This is a genomic window from Ruegeria sp. BH8 (assembly GCF_056538065.1).
In genome coordinates, this window is sequence record NZ_JBQFSP010000001.1 from 1,206,105 (window position 1) to 1,221,555 (window position 15,451).

Sequence of the window (15,451 nt, forward strand, 5' to 3'; positions counted from 1 at the left end):
GGGTTCATGGTATTATCCCCTATTTGAATGGGGGATTATACCATGAGGTCATTATACCTGCTCATCCTTCTCGCAATGCCGTGGCCTGCAACAGCACAATCCAGTTGCGGTGGCCAGACACAGCTTGATGCAAATTTCTGTGCCAAGGAACAATGGGAAGCCGTTGACCGCGACCTCAACCGGTTGTGGAAACAGATCAAGCCGGTCGCTGATGCACGTGGCAACGGCGATGCCCTTCTGGCGGAACAACGTGCGTGGCTAAAGGCGCGGGACGCCACCTGCGACAAGGAACTATCCGGCGGCGGCAGCGCTGCGCCCATGTTCTACTGGACCTGTATGAAAGAGCAGACGGTCGCAAGAAATCAGCAGCTTCAGTCCTGGCGCTGAGCTTTAACCGGGACGCACACGAAATACTGATGAAAAAACCGAATCAGGGGATTCACAACCCGAATCGCCTGTGACATAGTGCGATCAGAGGCTCGGAAAGAGCCCGTTATTGAGGCAAGTTTTCATACGGCGGTAAACAGAGTGTCCCGTTCCCATCGGCCCGGTTTGGGTGCAGTTCTCTTCTTCTCGGTGGCTTTCATGCTGGGTGTGTATTTCACCTTTGCCGCTGTTCAAGGGGATTACGGCCTGTTCCGGCGGGTCGAAATTGCGGCGGAACGGGACGCTCTGTCACGCAGTCTGGAAAAACTGAATGTCGAAATCGCCGAGATGGAAAACCTGACACGGCGTCTGTCCGACACCTATCTGGATCTGGACCTGCTGGACCAGCAGGCGCGCTCGGTTCTGGGCATGATCCGGTCGGACGAAATCGTGATCCGCTGATCAAGTACCCTATTCAGAAAAGGCAACTCAGGCCCGGCGTTTCGGCCGGGATGCGCCGTGGCGAACGCTGCGTCACATTTACCCTCGCCAGAAAGCCCCAAATGCTTTATGAGATAGTTTAACGCTAAACTATCTGTCCGAAAGGGGGAGATCGCCACGATGGCTGCGCGAAAAACCACAAAGAAACCAAATGTTTCTGCGGAAGAACTCCAGACATACTACCGCCAGATGCTGCTGATCCGCCGATTCGAGGAAAAGGCCGGTCAGCTTTATGGTATGGGCCTGATCGGCGGGTTCTGCCACCTTTATATCGGACAAGAGGCCGTTGTTGTCGGGCTTGAGGCCGCAGCAGAGGAAGGCGACAAGCGCATCACCTCGTATCGCGACCACGGTCACATGCTGGCCTGTGGCATGGATCCGGGCGGCGTGATGGCCGAACTGACCGGGCGCATCGGTGGCCTGTCCAAGGGCAAGGGCGGCTCGATGCACATGTTCTCGAAAGAAAAGCATTTCTACGGCGGGCATGGTATCGTCGGCGCGCAGGTTCCGCTGGGCGCGGGGCTGGCTTTTGCTGACAAGTACAAGGAAAACGGCCGCGTTACCTTCACCTATTTCGGGGACGGTGCCGCGAACCAGGGTCAGGTGTATGAGACCTTCAACATGGCGGCCATCTGGGGCTTGCCGGTGATTTTCGTGATCGAGAACAACCAATACGCCATGGGCACCGCTCAGTCCCGTTCGACCTCGACCAAAGACATCTTCCATCGCGGCGAAGCGTTCGGCATTCCGGGCGAGATCGTCAACGGCATGGATGTGCTGGCGGTCAAGGAAGCAGGCGAAAAGGCTGTCGCGCACTGCCGCGCGGGCAAAGGCCCCTATATCCTGGAAATCAAGACCTACCGCTATCGTGGCCACTCGATGTCCGACCCGGCCAAGTACCGGACCCGCGAGGAGGTTCAGAAGGTCCGCGAACAAAGCGACCCGATCGAACACGTGCGCGAGTTGCTGCTGACCGGCAAGCACGCGACCGAGGATGACCTGAAAGCGATCGACAAAGAAATCAAGGAGATCGTCAATCAGGCCGCCGAATTCTCGAAAGAAAGCCCCGAGCCTTCGGTCGAAGAGCTCTGGACTGACATATACGCCTGAGAGGACGAATAAGACATGGCAACCGAAATTCTCATGCCCGCCCTTTCCCCCACGATGGAAGAGGGCACGCTGGCCAAATGGCTGGTCAAGGAAGGCGACACCGTATCCTCGGGCGACATCATGGCCGAGATTGAAACCGACAAGGCAACGATGGAGTTCGAAGCCGTCGATGAAGGCATCGTCGGCAAGATCCTGATCGCCGAGGGCACCGAAGGGGTCAAGGTGAACACCCCCATCGCGGTGCTGGTCGAAGAAGGCGAAGACGCCTCGGCCCTGCCCGCAGCAGCCCCCGCAGCCGCAGCGGCGCCCGAGGCCGCCCCCACAGCAGCCCCGGCCCCGGCTCCTGCCGCAGCGGCCCCCGCTGCTCCAGCGGTGGACCTGTCACCCGACTGGCCCGCGGATGCCGAGATGAAGTCCGAAACCGTGCGCGAAGCCTTGCGCGATGCAATGGCCGAGGAAATGCGCAGTGATGAAAACGTCTATCTGATGGGCGAGGAAGTCGCTGAATATCAGGGGGCCTATAAAATCTCGCAGGGCCTGCTGGATGAATTTGGCTCCAAACGCGTGATCGACACCCCGATCACCGAACACGGGTTTGCCGGTATCGCGGTGGGTTCGGCCTTTGGCGGTCTGAAACCGATTGTCGAATTCATGACCTTCAACTTCGCCATGCAGGCGATTGACCAGATCATCAACTCTGCGGCCAAAACGCTTTATATGTCTGGTGGTCAGATGGGTTGCCCCATCGTGTTCCGGGGGCCCAACGGGGCCGCGGCCCGCGTGGCCGCACAGCACAGCCAGGACTATGCCGCGTGGTACATGCAGATCCCCGGCCTGAAGGTCGTCATGCCCTATTCCGCTGCTGATGCCAAAGGCCTGCTGAAATCGGCCATCCGCGATCCCAACCCGGTTGTGTTCCTGGAAAACGAAATCCTCTACGGCCGCTCCTTCGAAGTGCCGCAGGTGGATGACCTGACCATTCCGCTGGGCAAGGCCCGCATCTGGCGCGAAGGGTCAGATGTGACAATCGTCAGCTTTGGCATCGGCATGCAATACGCGCTGGAAGCTGCTGACAAGCTGGCCGAAGACGGCATCAGCGCCGAAGTGATCGACCTGCGCACCATCCGCCCGATGGACACTGGCGCCATCATCAACTCGGTGATGAAGACCAACCGTCTGGTGACAGTGGAAGAAGGCTGGCCGCAGGGGTCTGTCGGCAGCTACATCAGCTCGGTCGTGATGCAGGAGGCGTTTGATTACCTCGACGCGCCGGTCATCAATTGCACTGGCAAGGACGTTCCGATGCCCTATGCCGCCAATCTCGAAAAGCTGGCCCTGATCACCACCGATGAGGTGATCGCCGCCGTCAAACAAGTGACCTACCGGTAAGGAGCGACAGACAGATGCCTACAGAAATTCTGATGCCCGCCCTGTCCCCGACGATGGAGGAAGGCACGCTCGCCAAATGGCTGGTCAAGGAAGGCGACACCGTCTCCTCCGGTGATCTGCTGGCCGAGATCGAAACCGACAAGGCCACGATGGAGTTCGAGGCCGTTGACGAAGGCACCATCGGCAAGATCCTGATCCCCGAGGGCACCGAAGGGGTCAAGGTCAACACCGCCATCGCGGTTCTGCTGGAAGACGGCGAAAGCGCCGATAACATTGGCACCGCCCCGGCTGCTGCTCCGGCGGCTTCCTCCGCAGCCGTCGCGGGCAACGAGGCTGCCGCGCCAGCGGCACCCGAAGCGCCCGCCCCTGCCCCGGCCGCTCCGGCCAAGGCTGATGGTGGTCGGATTTTTGCCTCGCCTCTGGCCCGCCGGATTGCTGCGCAAAAAGGTCTCGACCTGACGCAGATTGCCGGTTCCGGCCCGCATGGTCGCATCGTCAAGGTTGATGTTGAAGGCGCAACTGCCACCGCTCCGGCAGCAGCTCCTGCCACTGCTCCCGCCGCCGCCGCGCCCGCAGCTGCCCCAGCAGCTCCGTCTGGTCCATCGGCGGATATGGTCGCGCGGATGTACGAAGGCCGCCCGTACGAGGAAATCAAGCTCGACGGTATGCGCAAAACCATCGCCGCACGTCTGGGCGAGGCCAAACAGACCATTCCGCATTTCTACCTGCGCCGCGATATCAAGCTTGATGCGCTGCTGAAATTCCGTGGTCAGTTGAACAAGCAACTCGAAGGTCGCGGCGTCAAGCTCAGCGTCAATGACTTCATCATCAAAGCCGTCGCCAATGCGCTGCAACAGGTTCCGGCCTGTAATGCCGTCTGGGCAGGTGACCGGGTGCTGCAACTGAAACCGTCAGATGTGGCTGTTGCGGTCGCAATCGAAGGCGGGTTGTTCACGCCGGTCCTGCAAGACGCTGACATGAAATCCCTGTCAGCCCTTTCGACCGAGATGAAAGACCTTGCAGCCCGCGCCCGCGAGCGCAAGCTGGCTCCACATGAATATCAGGGCGGCACTTTTGCCGTCTCGAACCTGGGTATGTTCGGCATCGACAATTTCGATGCCATCGTGAACCCGCCCCATGCCGGAATTCTGGCCGTCGGCACCGGCGTCAAGAAACCGGTTGTCGGGGATGATGGCGAGCTGACCGTGGCAACGGTGATGTCTGTCACCATGTCGGTTGACCACCGGGTCATCGACGGCGCGCTGGGGGCCGAGCTGCTCAAGGCCATTGTCGACAATCTGGAAAACCCGATGGTCATGCTGGCGTAAGCCATACCGAGCTCGCAAAAAAAAGGCCGCCTCGAATATCGAGGCGGCCTTTTTTGTTAGTTCAAATCAACCTACTGATCTTTGCCCAGCATGTGATCCATCGAGATCGACGGCTGATCGCATCCGGCCTCGCCCACGATCTTGGCCGGGATACCGGCAACGGTCTTGCACGGCGGAACGTCCTGCAACACCACCGAACCGGCGGCGATACGACTGCAATGGCCGACCTTGATGTTGCCCAGAACCTTTGCCCCGGCCCCGATCAGAACACCGTCTCCGATTTTGGGATGGCGGTCTTCCTCTTCCTTGCCGGTTCCGCCCAGCGTCACCGAATGCAGCATCGACACGTTGTCTCCGACCACGGCGGTTTCACCGATGACGATGGAATGGGCGTGGTCGATCATGATCCCCTTGCCGATCCTCGCGGCCGGGTGAATATCGATGCCGAAAATCTCCGACGATCGCATCTGGAAGAAATAGGCCAGATCATAACGCCCCTTGCGCCACAGCCAATGCGCGACGCGATAGGCCTGCATGGCCTGATAGCCCTTGAAATACAGAATGGGCTGCAACAACCGATGGCAGGCCGGATCACGCTCGTAAACCGCCATCAGATCGGCGCGGGCGGCTTCCAGCAAACCGGGATCGTTTGCATAAGCCTCGTCCACGATCTCGCGCAGCACCATCATCGACATTTCGTTCGAACACAGCTTGGCCGCGATCCGATAGGACAGTGCACGCTCAAGGCTACGGTGATGCAGGATACAGGCGTGCACAAGCCCGCCCATAAGCGGCTCTGTCTCGACGGCTGCTTGGGCCTCGGATGTGATACGGTTCCAGACCGGATCGACCGGTGTCACGGGGCTGCGTTTTTCAAACATAGCTTTTGATCCTTTGCTGCGCCTAGAATGCCATTTAGTGGCAAAAAGGCCAAACGCAAACCCGTGATCCGCGATACAACGAAAATGAATGAGTCCGAGCGCACATATTTTGAAACACGAATTCACGAGCGTCTGGCCGAACTGGATCAATTGTCCGCATCAGGCCAGCAGGCTCAGGCCGTTGTTGAACTGGATCAGCAGGCGGTTGGTCGCCTCAGCCGCATGGATGCGTTGCAAAACCAGGCGATGGCAAAGGCGCAACAGGTGAATCGCAATGTCGAAACCCGCCGCCTTCAGGCCGCGCTTATGCGGCTGGACGAGGGGGAATACGGATATTGCGAAGATTGCGGCGACCGTATTCCCGATGGGCGATTGTCTCTGGATCTGGCCGCCAGCAAATGCGTCAGCTGCGCGACCGGGTGATCAGAAACTCGGCAAGATGGTGCAAAACCAGCGAAAAACACTGACAATATTGCAAATCGTCAAACCCCGGCTCATCGGCCAGCACCCTGTTGCGCGCAACCGCCATCAGCGATCCGTTGCCGTAAACCGGATGCAGCCGACCCGTGCGCGCCCGGTGGATGTCGGCCAGTTCCGCCTCATGGATCATCCGGACGCATAAGCGGGTCCGCTCTGGCGGCGGCGCCGCCAACAAGGCGCGCGCCGCGGCACTTACATCACCGTGCAATAGCGGTCGCATCAGACCGCTTACCCGACAACCAGACGCGCCATCGCACCGGGGCCGTAAATGGCCGACACCTGCGCAATCCCGACCTCATATGACCCGGTCAGACCATCTGCCGCCTTCATTGCCGCCGAATAGGACCACCCCGGCAGGGATGCCATCTCTTCACGGACAAGGGTTCCCGCCGCAAAGACACGCACAAGATAGGATTCGCTTTCCTCGCCCAGCGGAACCTCCAGACCTGACCAGTCATCCCCATCCAACCGGGCGCGCCGCACCCAGTTCAGGTGATCGCCGGTTGCGTCGGATCGCACCCGAAGGTGAACCGGGGAATACGGGCGCAAACCATTGCCGTCGAATGAGGCGATCAGGTGCTGGTAAGCCGGATCATCGTAGCCGCGGGTCGCCGGGCCGATGCGATAGTGTTTGGCCAAACCCCGCTCGTTCCGCAACAGGTTGATCTGCTGCACCTGATCGTTCAGCAACACGAATATGGACCCGTCCGGCCAGACATCCGGCATCAGGGCATCCGACCCCAACTGGCCCCTCAACCGCCCGGACAACGCGTAAACGCCGGGGGAAGCAAGCGTGGCATCCGAGAATTGGAACACCTCCCAGTTGCCGGGTGTTCCGTCGCCGATGGCCGCCAGATTGACACCGTTCAGAACCGCGCCACGCGGACGCGATTCCAGCTGACCGGCCAACAGCCGTACCTTCACGGCCGGGCCTTCGTCCCAGACGCCGATGCTGGCGCGCCTCATCGGCGTTTCGGTCACGCCCATAATGGCCTGACCTGGGATCACATCACTCAGGCTGTACCCCTCATCGGTTGAGGAGGAATAAACCGTCGCAGCCCCAGGCCAGGGATCAGCGGTCACCGCAAGATAAGGTGCATGCGGGATCTCTGACCCGGTGATCAGCGGCAGGTCCAGAAACACCGGCAGCACGGGAACGGGCGCGGCATAGGGTCTGGCAACCGCCGGGTCGTCGTGCAGTTGCGATCCCTTATATACACCCTGTTCAACCCGGACCGCTTCGACCAATTGCAGATCGGCAGATTCCAGACGGTCAATCCGGTAAAGGGGGCTGTTTTCGGTCTCTGACAACCGCACCAGATCACCTGCGCCCAGATGCAGCAGCGATGGCGGCAAGGCAAACCGCACCGTATCGCGGGAAACACGGGCCTCGCTCAACCAGCGCTCAGCCGTTTGTCGGCCTTCGGTGCGTGTCATGGATAACGGCATCACATTGACCGAGACCGAATGCGTGCTGTCCTCGGGCAGAACCGCCTCTTCCGCGACCAGATCGTGATCCGCATCCGACTGGACAAAGCGCAGGCGCACGCGACCGGTCATCTCGGCCTCGGCTTCTCGCCGGTGCTCAACCGTGCCATCCAGATCACCGCTGATCGCCAGATGATCAGGGTTCAGGGCAATCGCGCCATAGCCATCGCGCATCTGAAAGCGCAAGATGCCGTTCCGTTCGATCGCGTCGAACCCATAGCGCAGCATCAGCGGCTGCAAAGCCGACCGCGCATTTGTCACATCTTCGATGACATATCCTCGAACCACGCCGTAAAGCCCGGAAACATCGATATCCGTCACCCCTGCCGCGTGGCATATTTCAGTCACGACCGAGGCCAGCGTGCGCGAGCCGGACCGGCCATTCAGCCAATGCCCCCGGTCATAGTTTGCCCCATCATCCCACTGGCTTCGCAGATTGGGAAAGGTCGGAAACGGGCGGGTATCCCACGCCCAGACATAAGCATTCGCCAGATCCAGCATTGGCCCGCCATAGACTTGCGACACCGGGTTGATGTTCGGGTCGCTCCAATATCCAAGTGTCGCCGCAAGGTACTGGACCTGAATGAAATCGTCGCGCAGCCCGTTTGAATATGCGGGCAGCAGCGATTCAGACGATTTCGGGTCCAGAAACTTGTTCGGCTGGTTCGTGCCCTTGTCGATTGCCGCACATCCCAACTCGGTAAACCAGATCGGCTTTGATCCGGGCACCCAGTCGGTCGGATTGGGCTGACGAACGCCACCGATCCGCTCGTGGTGCAGATTTGACCACCAGCCGCGCAGGTCCTTGTAGCGCCAGACCCATGGCTCATCATGCTCCTGATCTTCGATGGGCGTTCTGATCTGTGCCTCGGCCTCTTCCGGCGCGGCATAATACCAGTCATACCCCTCGCCGCCCTCGATATTGTCGCGCAGATACCCAAGGTCGTAGACCGACGGCGCACCTGCCTCGGCGTCCACGTGGTTTTCTCCATCACGCCAGTCGGACAAAGGCATGTAGTTGTCGATGCCAATGAAATCGATGTTGTCATCCGCCCATAACGGGTCGAGGTGAAAATACCTGTCTCCGCTTCCATCCGGCTGGTATCCGAAATACTCGCTCCAATCCGCCGCATAGCCGATCTTGGTCTCTGGCCCCAGAATCTGGCGTACCTCTGCCGCCAGCGCACGCAGTTGCGCAACGGCGGGAAACCCCGAAGCCCCGCGGATCTGAGTCAGGCCACGCATCTCGGACGAGATACAGAAGGATGACACCCCACCAGCCGCCTTGCACAACATGGCATAGTGCAGAATGAACCGGCGCAGGCCCCATTCCTGCGGGCCAGAGTATTTGACGATCTTCGTGGCCGGAACCGGACCATTGCCAAGCAAGCCGCCAAACGTGCCGCCACCGTTTACCCATTGCAAATCGCCAGGCCCGCGATCATCCGGCCGCCCGCCAAGCACCGGGCCCGAGCCTCTGACGCCGCCGTTGCCACCGCCCGTTTCCGCCGGGGCGTCAAAGCCTTCGTTGATCGTAAAATCCGTAGCACTCGCGGTTCCAAAGAACGCAGCCACCTGCGCGTCCGCCGCAGCGGTCTGATCAGCAGACCCTGCGCGCCCCGGTGCCACATCCAGTGTGATCCGTCCCCGCCAGGGCAGATGGGGCTGGCTTGCGGCCTCCGACCAGGGATCAGGCAGCCCGTTTCCCGGCAATTGCTCCATCAGGATGAACGGATAGAACATGACCCGCTTACCCGACTGGTTGAGGTGTCGGATCGCCTCGACCACCGCCGGGTCTGCGGGTGTTCCACCATAGACCGGGCGGCCGTCCTGCCGCGCGACCTGGCCCGCCGTGCTGCGGACCTGATCCGACACGATCCACGGCATGTTGCGGCTGTCCGTGCCACTCTGTTCGACCTTGGGCCGGATCGTGCATGTGCCGCATCTCAGATCGTCACCGAACCACGAAACCACCAACGAGGCCGCATCGCAATTTGGCAGCTCGGTCTCCAGCGCACGGGTCGAGCTCACAAGATCCGATACACCGGACGCGGAATGCGCATTGGCCGCCCAGCTTGTCCCGGATTGCGTATAATTCACCTGCGAACGGGCCAGCGCATACTCGCCCGTACCCGGTATCATCGCCACGCCCCGCACGATCTGCGGCAGGGCGCTTGGGTAATCCGGCATGTCGCGCTGCGCGGGGCGCACCACTTCGAACGAGAACTGCGGCACCCGGTTGCCAAAACTCGCAAGCGGGAAATCCTCGATCACGACATAGGCTGTACCGCGATAGGCCGGCACCGTGCCCGCCCCTTCGATTGCTTCGATCAGGGGATCGGGCAACTGGTCCTGCGTGCCGTGATAGATGCGCATGTTCAACCCGGATCGGTCCTGTTCTTCCCCGTCTGCCCAGATGCGCCCGACATCGGCGATCTCGCCTGCACCAACGGCAATGGCCAGCGAAATCGAATAGCTGTAGCTGACGGTGGTCACTTCGGGGGCCTTGGGTTTGCCTTTGCCCCCGCCTCCGCCGCCCTGCGTTTCCCGGGTCTCGGTCTCAAGAAAGTCCGACGCCCAGATGACCTGACCGCCCACGCGCATACGCCCAAAGACCGTAGTCACCGGCGCGCCCTCGCCGGTTTCCGTCAGCCTGAACCGGTCCATGCGACCTGTTTCGACGACTTCGCTGCCACTGCCCATGACCGACTGGCTGAAGAACCTCTGGTCGATGACCCGCCCGACCGTTGCGCCAATGGCCCGGCCTATGATCGCGGTGGACAGGCCCGCAACGGTGCCACCGATTGACCCGCCCAGCGCCGCCCCGGCTGCGGAAAGAAGAATAGTAGCCATCAGAGCACCTCCAACGGGAATTCGAAACAGGAAACAACCCTGCGACGCCATGGCCCGCTCAGCGCGTTCTCGACGACGCCATGACCGGAATAGGCGTGAATGAACCTCGGCTCAGAGCCTGCGACGCTGACGATGCCAAGATGTTTGGCCACGCTGCCATCGCGCATCCGGAACAGCAGCACATCTGCGACCGCGAAATCGGCGGCCGGTTTTTCGACCAGATGCCGCCGCGCCGCCGCCCACATGCGTTCCTCGCCCTGCGGTTCGGACCAGTCCAGACTGTAGACCGGAACCGCCTCGGGCTCCTGCCCGATCACGGCGCGCCAGACGCCGCGCAGCAGGCCCAGACAATCCGTGCCCGCCCCCTTGGTCGAGGCCTGATGCACATAAGGCGTCCCCAACCAGCTGCGCGCTTCTGCGACAATATCCTGCCTGTGTATCGTCACCTCAGGCTCCCTCCGCTGTTGGCTTTGCTCTGTTTGGGAACGGCCATCACCCAGTCTTCGCCCGGAAGATCTGGAAAGCCCTGAAAGTTCAGCAGGTTGTTGAACTTCAGGCGGCAGGTCTCCATGCGTTTGTCGCACCCCGCCCGCAGCCTGACCATGTCACCCGGCACCAGGCTTTCCCCGAAACCGGACCAGAGCGTGATTTGCCGCCCGTCCGCCACCTGCTGGTCATGCTTGACTGATGACCAGAGCCCCTTCGCCGCTCCCGACACAACGTCGACCCTGCCGCGTTCGAACCAGCCGTCATCGATGGTTGCCCCGCCCGCAACAAGCAGAACGGTTCCGCCATCAAAACCGGTGACGGCGCCCTCAATCCAATAGCCGGGCGTATCCATGTCGAACCGACAGGTCCGGTCCCCCAATACGGCAGTACAAGGCTTCTGATACACGCGCCCCAACGGGCGGTTCAGCAAATCTGTCAGGCCACGCAGTTCCGCGTGGAATGCACCGCCTGCGCGCCGCAATTCCCCGATCGAGCCCCGGAACTGAAGGATACGCTGATCCGGGTCGGCCCAGTTGACCAGCCAAGCGCGCACCTCGGCCCCGTCGAACCGCCCCGCCTCTATATCCTCTTCGCGAATGGCCGCATCCGACAGCGCGCCCATGGCTTCGGTGTTGTCAATGGACAGGCCGGTGGCCTGCTCGATGGCCGCCGCCGTCAATCCGGTGCTGGCCCTGAATGTCAATCCGTCAAAGCCAAGCTCCAGATCGTGATCGGTGAACCCGTATTCCTGACCATCCCGGCGTCTGATCGCCCAACACCGGCACGCGGTGGTCATTCCGCTTTGCAGATGCGCGTGCAGGCCCTGTTCATCCACAGCCATCAGACACGCACCTCAACCACAGGAACGTTCGGCGCCTCTCCGGCCTGAAAACTGGCGACGCTTGTATGGATCTTGTCGGTGTCAAACCGCACCGGCACATCGAATTCGAACCCGGCGGTGATATCCACCTCTTCCGGTGGCGGGTCGGCAAAGGTGATCCGGCCTGTTGCCAGATCAACCTCGAATTCCACGCCCTCCCGGATTTCGTCCTGATCCAGCCCCAGACGCACCGTCCCCAGCACCGGCTTGACGATGGGGCGGGCATAGCTGACCCCGCCCGAGCTATAGGTCTTGATCAGCTGAAACTCGGTCCGCACACCGTCGCCGCGAGCGATAACCTGATCTCCGACATCGACATCCAACGTGGCCTTGCCGGATTTGAAATCCGACCAGTCCTTCCAGCGAAACCCGTACATCTGGCCCTGCCGCGCCTCGAAGAACGAGATCAGCGTCTCGATATCGTCCAGCGAGCGCATCCCCAGCCCCGCGTCATACCTGCGCCGGGAATGGGCCCAGGGCGTGTTGCGCTCTTCGAACCCGTTGGCCAGCGTCACAATATCCGTGCGCCGTTCGGGCCCCCCGACCGAGCCAAAGCTCAGGCTGGCGGGAAATCTCACCTCGTGGAAAGTCATCACCTGCTCCCTGATTTACCTGTTGCGATTGCCGCGCCCCAACGCACGGCTCATCTGTGCTGCAATCTGTCCCTGCGAGCGGCGGAACCCCTGCACATCCGGGGTCGTGATGTTCATCACCACATTCACCGAACGCCCGCCGCCCTGCGTGCGCACGCCCAGCTTGCCGTCCGCGCCGCGCGCCAGTGGCATGATCGCCTCGGGGCCAGCCTCGCCCATCAGCCCGGTGCCGCCGCGCATCGGAAACATCGTCGGGCTGCTGACCACGCCGCCATTGGCAAAGGGCATCACCCGGCCCTGGCTGAAACTGCCACCATCGGCAAAGGGAAGAAGACCCTGCACCAACCCGCCGACCGAGTTTGCGAGCAATCCGCCAAAATGATCCGTCACCGGCTTGATCGCGGCTGCATAAGCCGTTTGGATCAACGAGTTCTTCAGCACATCCAGCGCGCCCGACAGGCTCATCCCGTCCAGAACCACGCCATCGAACGCCTTGCGCAAACCGCTGGACATGCCCCGTTCCAACGTGGCGACATCCTTGCCGGTTTCCTCGAATGCGGCGCTGATCCGCTTCATCTGGCTGTCAAACGCCGCGGCCATCGTCGCAGCATCACCCAGGGCATCGCCCAGCGCTGCGCCCCGTTCCTGCAAGTCGTCAAACCCGTCACGATCCGTCATCACGCTCTCCTTGTTGCTTGTCCGGGAAGGCGGCCAGCAGCGCGTCAAGGCCTGCCCGGTTCATCGCGGACATCCCGGCACCCTTCCCCAGCATCAACCGCAGTTCCGCCGGGGTCAGACGCCAGAACTGATCCGGCGTCAGCCGCAGCCCCAGAAACCCGGCCCGCATCAGGGCGGGCCAGTCAAACCCGCTCATGTCGTTTCCGGCACCATGAAGGCGCGGGCCAGCAGCTCGGCCGCCGCTTTGGCCGCAGCCATCGGGCCGCCCTCGATTTCGGCATGAAACAGGTCGGCGCGGGTGGTATCCCGGCCCCCGCCCCGCAACCCGGCAACGATCAGCGCCAGCACGTCACTGCTGGAATACGCGCCACCCTCGAACCGCTGCACCAGCTCGACCAGGGATCCGGTGCTCAGCTCCTGCTCCAGTTCCGCCAAAGCGCCCAGCGTCAGCTTGAGCACCCGCCGCTCTCCATCGATGGTCAGTGCCACCTCGCCCGTCCACGGATTGGCCATGCGATTACAGCGCCGTAAAGCTCAGCGCACCGGCGCTTGCCATGCTCATCTCATAAGTCGCCTCACCGTTGTGCGAGCCTGCATACTCGATGCCCGTCACCTGAAACGCCCCCTCGACAATGCCGAAATCGGGGATGATCACCTGAAACGCCGGGGTCTCGCCGTCAAAGAACAGCTGCCGCGCACGTTCGTCCGTACCAGCATCCTTGAACACGCCCGAGCCCGAGATTGAGGCCGATTTGACCCCCGCCCCCGACAACAGCTCGCGCCAGCCCCCCTGGCTTTCCAGGCTGGTGACATCCACGCTTTCGGCGTTGAAACTGATCCGCGTGGCCCGCAGGCCCGCTATGGTCTGGAACAGGCCCGTGCCGTTCATATCCACTTTGACCAAAAGGTCTTTTCCGTTCTGGGCAGCCATGTGCTCTCTCCGTTGATTGCTTAGTCGTCTTCCACGCGGGCGCGGAATCTCAGGTCGATCTGGCGGATGCTGCCGCCTGTCCCGGTCCGCCGGGCCGAGGCGCGCTCGAACCACAGCCCGATCAGATGCCCGCGGCTCAGAGCCAGTGGCGCATTGTCCAGCGCGTCACACACCGCCCCGGCCAGCGTCTTTGCCGCGCCAAACCCGGCGGCTTCGGACACCACCGAAACCGTGAAGCGGTGGATCGCACCCGCGCCCGACCGGTCCGAAGCGTCGCGGACCTCTTCCGGGCCCAATGTCACATAGGTCTGCGGAACCGTTCCCGTGGGCACCGCGTCATAGATCGCGCCACCGGACTGGCCGCTGACATCCGCATCCCCGGTCAGGTGCTGAAACACCGCCGCCTGCAGGGCGGCTGATACGCCATAACTCATGCCGCCACCTCTTCATCCGCGAAACAGGTCAGGTACTGGCCGCGCGCGTCGCGCTCAGCCACGGCGCGGATGACGAAACGGCGATTGCCTTCGCGAAACCGCTGATCCGGCGCCGGGCGCATGGTCGATCCCTCGGGCGCGCCCCGCACCACGATGCGATACCCCACGCGCGAGACGGAAACGCCGGCGATCTGCCGTTCCGCGCCACTGCGCGCCGTGACCTCGGCCCACAGCGTTCCCAGCGCGGCCCATGCCTCGGTATATCCCCCGGACCCGTCAGCGCTGCGCATCGGGGCCTCAAGCACCAGCTTGCGGTTCAGACGCGGCGTGTTCATTGCACCACCCCCGCACCAAAGCGCACCATCCGATAGCGCTGGATCAGGCTGGTAACCCCAAACGGCATACACCCCGCGCCCAGCGCGGTCTCGTCCCGGTATTCGTAATAATGCGCCGCCAGCAGCAGAACCGCCTGGCCCAGATCGGCGGGCAAACCGGCCCAATCCGTGGCCATCCCGGCCGTGAAGGAGATCTTCACCGCACCCCCCGTTGCAATCGCAGGCAGGGCCGACCCGACCGGCCGCACCCGCGGGCGCTGGCCATCGCGTTCCAGCCGATACACCGCCGCATCCGCAACGGTTTCAGAACCTGCAGCATCGGTCAGCGTCATGGCCAGCACCGATGTCACCGGAGCAACCGGTAAAACCTCGCCCAACGGATCGCGCCAACCGCTCAGGCTCCATGAAAAGTCGCGCTCGATCAGAACCTTGCCGGTGCGCGCCTCAATCGCGGCCATGGCCGCCCGCAGGAACCCCTTCAGCACCTCGTTCTGAACGTCATCCTCGGCAAAGCCCCTGCCCAGCCGCAGATGCGCCTTGAACTGATCCACCGGCAGCGCCGCATCCGCGATGGCGGTTTCTTCGATCAACATCATCCATTCACTCCGCAATCTCGGACCCCACCGGGGGCCTCAGTCAGGAAAATGACGGGCACGCGCCGCCCCACGTTGCTCGGACGGAGGGGAGCAGCTAGACAACGCGGGGGATCTCACCC

At 62.0% G+C, this 15,451-nt stretch carries 18 protein-coding genes and 2 pseudogenes; 6 read left to right on the forward strand and 14 right to left on the reverse strand.

Translation table 11 applies throughout. From position 1 onward, the window contains the following. Nucleotides 1–42: 42 nt before the first annotated feature. The 5 genes from ACR0AD_RS05955 (at nucleotide 43) to ACR0AD_RS05975 (ending at nucleotide 4,694) form a co-directional block, all read left to right on the forward strand. Nucleotides 43–387 (forward strand): lysozyme inhibitor LprI family protein, encoded by a 345-nt coding sequence (locus tag ACR0AD_RS05955; protein WP_209503597.1) that lies wholly within the window; start codon nucleotides 43–45, stop codon nucleotides 385–387. A gap of 141 nt (nucleotides 388–528) precedes the next feature. Continuing rightward, complete coding sequence (locus ACR0AD_RS05960) at nucleotides 529–828, forward strand: FtsB family cell division protein (RefSeq protein WP_209503595.1); 300 nt, start codon at nucleotides 529–531, stop codon at nucleotides 826–828. A 159-nt stretch (nucleotides 829–987) separates the two neighbouring features. Beyond that, nucleotides 988–1,977 (forward strand): pyruvate dehydrogenase (acetyl-transferring) E1 component subunit alpha, encoded by a 990-nt coding sequence (gene pdhA, locus ACR0AD_RS05965; RefSeq protein WP_480485310.1) that lies wholly within the window; start codon nucleotides 988–990, stop codon nucleotides 1,975–1,977. Between the two features lie 15 nt (nucleotides 1,978–1,992). Further along, nucleotides 1,993–3,366, forward strand: a complete 1,374-nt coding sequence (locus ACR0AD_RS05970) for a pyruvate dehydrogenase complex E1 component subunit beta (RefSeq protein WP_480485309.1) — start codon at nucleotides 1,993–1,995, stop codon at nucleotides 3,364–3,366. Nucleotides 3,367–3,380: 14 nt separating this feature from the next. Then, the gene (locus tag ACR0AD_RS05975) at nucleotides 3,381–4,694 is read left to right on the forward strand and encodes a pyruvate dehydrogenase complex dihydrolipoamide acetyltransferase (RefSeq protein WP_480485307.1); all 1,314 of its coding nucleotides are present in this window, start codon (nucleotides 3,381–3,383) and stop codon (nucleotides 4,692–4,694) included. 71 nt (nucleotides 4,695–4,765) lie between these two features. Here ACR0AD_RS05975 and cysE read toward each other — a convergent pair whose 3' ends face one another. Next, nucleotides 4,766–5,575, reverse strand: coding sequence for a serine O-acetyltransferase (cysE, locus tag ACR0AD_RS05980; protein WP_267364267.1), 810 nt, complete (start codon nucleotides 5,573–5,575; stop codon nucleotides 4,766–4,768). Nucleotides 5,576–5,659: 84 nt separating this feature from the next. On the opposite strand from cysE, the gene ACR0AD_RS05985 reads away from it, so the two are divergent. Continuing rightward, on the forward strand, nucleotides 5,660–5,998 hold the full coding sequence (locus ACR0AD_RS05985; protein ID WP_480485305.1) for a TraR/DksA family transcriptional regulator: 339 nt from the start codon (nucleotides 5,660–5,662) through the stop codon (nucleotides 5,996–5,998). On the opposite strand, the gene ACR0AD_RS05990 is transcribed toward ACR0AD_RS05985, so the two are convergent. The 13 genes and pseudogenes from ACR0AD_RS05990 to ACR0AD_RS06050 form a co-directional block, all read right to left on the reverse strand. Continuing rightward, the gene (locus tag ACR0AD_RS05990) at nucleotides 5,979–6,275 is read right to left on the reverse strand and encodes a DUF7742 family protein (RefSeq protein ID WP_209596789.1); all 297 of its coding nucleotides are present in this window, start codon (nucleotides 6,273–6,275) and stop codon (nucleotides 5,979–5,981) included. The two genes, ACR0AD_RS05985 and ACR0AD_RS05990, sit on opposite strands and share 20 nt — an antisense overlap. 8 nt (nucleotides 6,276–6,283) lie before the next feature. Then, nucleotides 6,284–8,899 (reverse strand): annotated as a pseudogene (locus ACR0AD_RS05995) (baseplate multidomain protein megatron); the annotation flags it as partial. A gap of 165 nt (nucleotides 8,900–9,064) precedes the next feature. Beyond that, a pseudogene (locus ACR0AD_RS06000) lies at nucleotides 9,065–10,396 on the reverse strand (baseplate multidomain protein megatron); the annotation flags it as partial. Beyond that, a complete protein-coding gene (locus ACR0AD_RS06005; RefSeq protein ID WP_480485302.1) occupies nucleotides 10,396–10,842 on the reverse strand; it encodes a C40 family peptidase in 447 nt (148 codons plus the stop codon). The pseudogene ACR0AD_RS06000 and the gene ACR0AD_RS06005, both read right to left, overlap by 1 nt. After that, the gene (locus tag ACR0AD_RS06010; protein WP_480485300.1) at nucleotides 10,839–11,726 is read right to left on the reverse strand and encodes a DUF2163 domain-containing protein; all 888 of its coding nucleotides are present in this window, start codon (nucleotides 11,724–11,726) and stop codon (nucleotides 10,839–10,841) included. Before ACR0AD_RS06010 ends, ACR0AD_RS06005 begins: the two co-directional genes overlap by 4 nt. Then, nucleotides 11,726–12,358: a DUF2460 domain-containing protein gene (locus ACR0AD_RS06015; protein ID WP_267364987.1), complete on the reverse strand. Its 633-nt coding sequence runs from the start codon at nucleotides 12,356–12,358 to the stop codon at nucleotides 11,726–11,728. The genes ACR0AD_RS06010 and ACR0AD_RS06015 overlap by 1 nt, the downstream gene beginning before the upstream one ends. A 15-nt stretch (nucleotides 12,359–12,373) precedes the next feature. Beyond that, nucleotides 12,374–13,036, reverse strand: coding sequence for a phage tail tape measure protein (locus ACR0AD_RS06020; RefSeq protein ID WP_480480413.1), 663 nt, complete (start codon nucleotides 13,034–13,036; stop codon nucleotides 12,374–12,376). Continuing rightward, complete coding sequence (locus tag ACR0AD_RS06025; protein ID WP_480485298.1) at nucleotides 13,023–13,232, reverse strand: rcc01693 family protein; 210 nt, start codon at nucleotides 13,230–13,232, stop codon at nucleotides 13,023–13,025. The genes ACR0AD_RS06020 and ACR0AD_RS06025 overlap by 14 nt, the downstream gene beginning before the upstream one ends. Continuing rightward, nucleotides 13,229–13,549: a gene transfer agent family protein gene (locus ACR0AD_RS06030; protein WP_480485297.1), complete on the reverse strand. Its 321-nt coding sequence runs from the start codon at nucleotides 13,547–13,549 to the stop codon at nucleotides 13,229–13,231. The genes ACR0AD_RS06025 and ACR0AD_RS06030 overlap by 4 nt, the downstream gene beginning before the upstream one ends. Nucleotides 13,550–13,553: 4 nt before the next feature. Beyond that, the gene (locus tag ACR0AD_RS06035; RefSeq protein WP_267364994.1) at nucleotides 13,554–13,967 is read right to left on the reverse strand and encodes a phage major tail protein, TP901-1 family; all 414 of its coding nucleotides are present in this window, start codon (nucleotides 13,965–13,967) and stop codon (nucleotides 13,554–13,556) included. Between the two features lie 20 nt (nucleotides 13,968–13,987). Continuing rightward, nucleotides 13,988–14,401: a DUF3168 domain-containing protein gene (locus ACR0AD_RS06040; protein ID WP_480485295.1), complete on the reverse strand. Its 414-nt coding sequence runs from the start codon at nucleotides 14,399–14,401 to the stop codon at nucleotides 13,988–13,990. Beyond that, complete coding sequence (locus ACR0AD_RS06045; RefSeq protein WP_480485293.1) at nucleotides 14,398–14,736, reverse strand: phage head closure protein; 339 nt, start codon at nucleotides 14,734–14,736, stop codon at nucleotides 14,398–14,400. Before ACR0AD_RS06045 ends, ACR0AD_RS06040 begins: the two co-directional genes overlap by 4 nt. Continuing rightward, a complete protein-coding gene (locus ACR0AD_RS06050) occupies nucleotides 14,733–15,332 on the reverse strand; it encodes a head-tail connector protein (RefSeq protein WP_480485292.1) in 600 nt (199 codons plus the stop codon). The genes ACR0AD_RS06045 and ACR0AD_RS06050 overlap by 4 nt, the downstream gene beginning before the upstream one ends. Nucleotides 15,333–15,451: the final 119 nt, after the last annotated feature.